This is a genomic window from Sphingomonas sp. 66-10, assembly GCF_001897045.1.
Classification (GTDB): domain Bacteria; phylum Pseudomonadota; class Alphaproteobacteria; order Sphingomonadales; family Sphingomonadaceae; genus Sphingomonas; species Sphingomonas lycopersici.
In genome coordinates, this window is sequence record NZ_MKRR01000053.1 from 1324 (window position 1) to 6644 (window position 5321).

6 protein-coding genes are annotated in these 5321 nt (G+C 59.2%); 3 read left to right on the forward strand and 3 right to left on the reverse strand.

Features of this window, described 5'->3' with window-relative positions; translation table 11 throughout:
* The 3 genes from BGN95_RS05745 to BGN95_RS05755 all read right to left on the reverse strand — a co-directional run.
* Positions 1–646: hypothetical protein (locus tag BGN95_RS05745; RefSeq protein WP_286771922.1), on the reverse strand; the 646-nt coding region annotated here is incomplete at its 3' end.
* Entirely contained in the window at positions 643–1035 is a 393-nt protein-coding gene (locus BGN95_RS05750) for an ATP-binding protein (protein ID WP_286771923.1), read from the reverse strand. The genes BGN95_RS05745 and BGN95_RS05750, both read right to left, overlap by 4 nt.
* A 1-nt stretch (position 1036) precedes the next feature.
* Positions 1037–2443: a TRM11 family methyltransferase gene (locus tag BGN95_RS05755; RefSeq protein ID WP_286771924.1), complete on the reverse strand. Its 1407-nt coding sequence runs from the start codon at positions 2441–2443 to the stop codon at positions 1037–1039.
* Positions 2444–3035: 592 nt separating this feature from the next.
* Here BGN95_RS05755 and BGN95_RS05760 point away from each other — a divergent pair.
* From BGN95_RS05760 to BGN95_RS05770, 3 genes are all read left to right on the forward strand, one after another.
* The gene (locus BGN95_RS05760) at positions 3036–3356 is read left to right on the forward strand and encodes a DUF736 domain-containing protein (RefSeq protein ID WP_286771925.1); all 321 of its coding nucleotides are present in this window, start codon (positions 3036–3038) and stop codon (positions 3354–3356) included.
* 85 nt (positions 3357–3441) lie between these two features.
* Positions 3442–4344 carry a HEPN domain-containing protein gene (locus tag BGN95_RS05765; protein ID WP_286771926.1) on the forward strand — a complete coding sequence of 301 codons (903 nt, stop codon included), beginning with the start codon at positions 3442–3444 and terminating at the stop codon, positions 4342–4344.
* Between the two features lie 296 nt (positions 4345–4640).
* Complete coding sequence (locus BGN95_RS05770) at positions 4641–5000, forward strand: hypothetical protein (RefSeq protein WP_286771927.1); 360 nt, start codon at positions 4641–4643, stop codon at positions 4998–5000.
* The last annotated feature ends 321 nt before the right edge of the window (positions 5001–5321 follow it).

Here is a 5321-nt window from a genome sequence, read left to right on the forward strand (position 1 = left end):
AGTCGTCAATTTCACCGGTGAAGGGGCCGGGATCAGCTGGTACGCGTCTGAGAGGATCGCTTGGATCAAAAATTGTGTCTACATCGCCAAGATCGGATAAGGAGATGCTATAATCAAAGTCTACGAAGTGTGTTTTGTCTCTGCTCGGATGAAGCAAAGATGCGGCAGATTTCTTCTTAAGGAAATCGAAGAACGCTTTCCCGTTATCGGGAGCAATCCATCTGTCATAGAAATCGGAATCGTTGCCTCGGAGCTTCGCGAGGCGGATGCTGCCGTTAAGGCTGAGCTGTCCCGCTTCAAAGTTGAAGCGGAAGCGTCCAACAGCAGCCCGGCGCACCTTCTCTGAAACTTGACCAAGATCGATCGGTCTGCCGTTGATCTTCAGCGTCACTAAAAACGGTCTCGCCTCCGGGAAAGGCGAGATAATCTGCGACAAGTCCGCGATCAGCTGATCAGCGGCTGAACCTTCCCAGACATTGGGGTTTCGCAAGCCGGAGATGATTAGCTCAGTTCCCTTTGCGCGACCTGGCGCCGGTGCGCTGCCGATCGATACGGGAACATCGCTCAAGCTTCGGTCATCAGAAAAGGCGGCCCACGAAAAAGACACCTGTAAGGTATCATCGCTCCCGGCCTTGCGGGTTATCATGTCGAGATTCTGGCCGAGTTTCTGCGTGCTAAGGCGCCCAAGCCCCTTGTCACCCAACGGCGTGCGGCTTTTGGCGTTCGCTTGCCGCCCGCTTTCATTTTGCGCTTCGCTGAAAGCGAGATCATTAGCCAACCATTGCGGATCTCGTCTTCGTTCATGCCGAGGCCGTCATCTTCGATGGTTACGTAGCCCTTGGCGCCATCAATATTGGTCGTGCCGAGTGGTGGTGGGTCGTTGGTGCTGACGACAACATTCGCGAACGTCGCGTCAGCGTCGTAAGCGTTTTTGACGAGCTCGACGATGGCGGTCACTTCGTCAGACACCAGCTCTTCGCCGAGTTGGCGCACGACCGCGGCACTGATGTCGAAATGAGGTGATGTGTCAGCCATGCTAGCGCTCTAGCTTACGGACGAGTAGGATTCTTTCCTCGCGCATGGTGGGTGAACTGGCATTGCGACCTGGCATTCGCTTGTGGTGGATCTTACGTGTCAACGTCTTCAAAACCGTGCAGACGTGGGTGGAAAGCATCTCGCTCAATATGAGGTCGGTGGGTACTTGGCGGCCGCCAATGCTCCGATTGCCCACCGTCCAGACCATATAACCATTAGGCTTTGTCAGCTTGGTAATGCTGTCAAGGCTCGCTGCAAAATCAGTGTAGAAGCGCAGAAGTCGTGCGCGGCCACCGGCAGGTACGGCTGGTAAGTTTCCCGCGCAATTGCGTAAGGCCGGGGAACTATCGAGCAAGCGTTCTTCGCTCCAACTCTTATCGTGAATCCAGCCGCCCAGGCTCCGCCGGTCGATTTCTTGGGTGGTTCTCAGCGTTTCAATATCTGCCGCAGAATCGATGTCTCGATAGTCGATCCAATTAAGCGGCAGGTAGGAATGCTGGCCGTAGGTAACCGTGGTCATGTTATCGCCGTAGGGCGGCGAAGTCATGACAAGATCGAACGATCGAGAGTTCCAGCTTGCTGAAAGATCGCGGGTGTCACCGATTTTCACTTCCGTCTCGGCGCGGTATTTCTTCGCTTTTAATTGCGCGCGCGCGTGCAGCTGGATACGAAAATCGGCAAAGCTCTCGGCATTGATCGCGCCGATCTCTCCGAACAGTTTGATCGGGGACAGGATGCGCTTGGTAATTTCCTCCACAGGGCGGGCGTGAAGTTTGTAAGTTGAAGTGCGATCGTTGCTGGTCAGGCGGACCGTTTCCGCCAGTGTCACCCAAAGAAAGCGTCGGACCCAAAGATCTGGCTGGCGGCGGATTGCGCGGCGCAACCGCGAGAGCTCAACGCTCACCACGTCATGGAACCACTTTTGACGGTTGGGCAGAGTGCAATCGATTGTCGTCTGGCAATCGCCGGTTGCTTCTCGAACGACCTGGTCAACGATCGCGCCGATCGCGGATTCGACGACTCGTGCGGTGCGAACGCGGCTAATCAGGACCGCGAGCGGATTCACGTCATTTCCGTAGACGCCAAGCCCAAAATGCATGCCCGACACCAGCGAGGTTCCGGAGCCGACAAACGGATCATAGAGCGATTGGATTGATGGTTTTGCTTCAAGGATCGAGGCAAGCAGTCGCCGTTGTACGAGCGGCACCATCATGGCAGGGTATTGAAAAATGCAATGAGCGCTGTCTCGCCGATCACGATCCTTTGGCGACCAGAAGTCGTCATCGGATGCCCGCTCGTCGATAAGCGTCAGCAGGCGGCGGTCGATCGCTTCAGCCCCCTGAGGCTCGGTCGCCGAATTGCTGTCGTGATGAGTGATAACATCGCCAAAAGGCGGAAGGTAATTCATCGCGCGACGCCCCGAGACACTAAACGGGGTGCCCTGGCAGCCATTGTCGATGCTGGAATGCCCGTTGCAGTCATTGCCCCCGCGTTTTCCGTTCTTGTAGCAACAAAAGCTAGACTGTGAAGGTCAAATTTGAACTACTTTGAAAGCATCGTCTCGTCCAATCGCTCGCCTGCCGCCCCTTGCCGCTGGCGGCGTTGAATTTGCCGGACGGTGGCTTGCCGCCCGCCCGGTTCCGATCTTACATGGGATCGCGGCGCCAAAAATCGGCCGAGCGCCGCCGTGCCGCCATCGGCGGTTGCGTGATTCTTATCCGCACAGGCTTGATGGCCCCTGTGCGCGGTTCGAACCGTTGCGGCTCATAGCGCTATGACCTGGACCGGCATCCGGCCCCGCGAAACCATCGCGTCGAACCTATTTCCCCGCCCGCGGCATGCCGCGGGCTCCTCGCGGCCGCTTTCGCTGCAAATAGCTCCGCCGCTCCGGTCCGCCGCTGGCGCTTCGGCCCTGACGGGTTCGCGCGCCCGGCTTCTGCCGGCCTTTCGGTCGCGCCTGTCGCCCGAACGGTTCGGGCGCGCATGTAAGGAGACCAACAATGGCTGCCATCGGTTATGTCACCCGCAACGGCGAGGGCTTCAAGGGTCAGATCAAGACGCTCTCGATCCGCACCGACGTTGAGATCGTGCCCAACAATCGGCGCACTAACGACGTCCAGCCCCACTATCGTGTCCTCGCGGGCGGCGTCGAGATCGGTGCCGGTTGGCTCCGCCAGAGCGAAACGACTGGCAACACCTATGTGTCGCTGAGCCTTGCGGCCCCCGAATTCGGGCCGCGCCGGCTCTATGCCAACCTCGGTCGCGCGGCGGGGCAGGAGGATGACGATACCTTCGCCATCATTTGGAACGCGCTCGATTGAGCGCCTGCGCTGCGCCCGCCACTGACGGGCGCAGCGCTTCGCTTTTCATTGCCTCAGAGCAGCAAATCGCTAGGATTCCAGCGCGATGAAGACCGATCTCGACCATCTTCCCAGCCGCAAGCAACGCGACCTTCAGCGTATTCTCGAGGTGATCTTCGCCGAGTTCGAGCAAGCGACCAAACTGTCCACCGCGAAGTGGAAGAAGCACGGCCGCATCGTCAAGATTATCCTCTATGGAAGCCACGCGCGCGGCGACTGGGTCGCGGATAATGCCAGCGGTTATTATTCCGATTACGACATTCTCGTCGTCGTCGATGACGAACGTTTCCTCGGTCCCGAGATCGACCTGTGGGGCAAGATCGACGACACTTTGATCCGCGATTACGCGATCATGAAGCGCCTGTCGGCCGAGACCAGCGTCATTGCGCATACGATGCAGGACGTGAACTTCCAGCTCTCGCGCGGCCGGCCGTTCTTCATCGATATCGTTCGCGACGGCATCGAACTCTACGCGATGGACGATCGCTCGTTCGACACGCCGGCGGTATTGTCGCCGGAGATCGCGCTCGAGGAAGTGAAGACGCACTACAAGCAATGGTTTAAGAGCGCGAACGGGTTTCTCATTGCCGGGAAGTTCATGATTACGCAGGGGTTCAACAACCACGCGGCGTTCAATCTGCATCAAGCCGTCGAACACTTCTACCATACAACGATGCTCGTCCTGACCCTCTACTCGCCCAAATCGCACAACATCAAATTCCTCCGCGAGCGCTCGGAGGACGTCGCGCGCGACCTGATCGACATCTGGCCGCGCAACACCAAGTTCGGCAATCGCTGCTGGGAGCTATTGCGTCAGGCGTACGTGAAGGCGCGCTATTCGCCCCATTACAAGATCACCGGCCCTGAACTGGCGTGGCTCGTCGAGCGCATCGAACTGCTGCAGAGCGAGGTCAAACGCATCGCCGAGGAGCGTATCGCGCGCGGCTGACGCCGGGCTCAACCGGCTATCCCTCAAGACCGCAAACACATCGTCTTCTGACAGCGCTGCAACCGCTTCAATCACGGGCGTTGGGAAGGGGCTCTTCTCGAAGTCGTCCGAGTATGGCGGCCGGCGGCGCTGCTCTCAAGGCCCGCGGGTACCCCCCAATTTGCTGCGCAAATCGGTTCCCCCCGCGTCCGCTTCGCGGCGCCTGCGCTTCGCTCCGGCGGCCCTGACAGCCACGCCGCCGACCGCCGTCGACTGAGGGTCTTCAAGCACGAAGACGCGAGCGACGGAGAGATATCATGGCTATGGTTCAACCGGTTTCGGTGGCGTCGGATCGCGTGATGGCGACGCTGGTGGCAGGGCTCACGCTGGAGTTCGGGAGCAGCGCGGCGGAGGCTTTGGCGGATCGTTTTCTGGCCGCAGAAGAGTGCGATTTTCACTGGGATGCGCGCCGCGAAGCGCGCTGGCTCGGGGCCTGGACGAGCGAGATCGAGGACGATTTCGAGCTCGACCGGATCGCGATCCTGGGCCGTTTAGGTCGGCGCTGGTTCGTCGCGGTGTGCATCGTCGATGGCGATGAAATGCCGCACGGAATGATGGGCCGGCGCACTTTTGGCAGCCGAAAGGCAGCGCTGACAGCGTTCGCTAGCTGCCATTGAACGGTACTCGAAAGGCCGGGATCGCGGGCGTCATCTGGCGCTGCGTCCCGGCCTTTTTCATGTGGGGCTGCTTGGAGGGAGCGGGGGAGGAAAAAGGGAAATGTGTGCTGGGGAGGGGGATGGCGCGTATGGCAAGATAGAAAGCTATGCCTCCACGATCGTCGGCATGCGAGGTCTGCACAGCGTTTGCGATGGAGGCATCCGTGCACCGATACCTCCACCGCTAGCGGGATGGAGTTTAGCTCTTTGTTTTCATGATGTTATTGTGCCAGCGAGCGGAGGCCCTTGAAGGCGGTCCAACGCTTCCCCTTATCCGTCGCC

Coding starts and splice junctions, on each gene's coding strand:
- BGN95_RS05765 (WP_286771926.1), top strand. CDS start 3,442: ATGAAGACCGATCTCGACCATCTTCCCAGCCGCAAGCAACGCGACCTT.
- BGN95_RS05770 (WP_286771927.1), top strand. CDS start 4,641: ATGGCTATGGTTCAACCGGTTTCGGTGGCGTCGGATCGCGTGATGGCG.
- BGN95_RS05755 (WP_286771924.1), bottom strand. CDS start 2,443: ATGAATTACCTTCCGCCTTTTGGCGATGTTATCACTCATCACGACAGC.
- BGN95_RS05750 (WP_286771923.1), bottom strand. CDS start 1,035: ATGGCTGACACATCACCTCATTTCGACATCAGTGCCGCGGTCGTGCGC.
- BGN95_RS05760 (WP_286771925.1), top strand. CDS start 3,036: ATGGCTGCCATCGGTTATGTCACCCGCAACGGCGAGGGCTTCAAGGGT.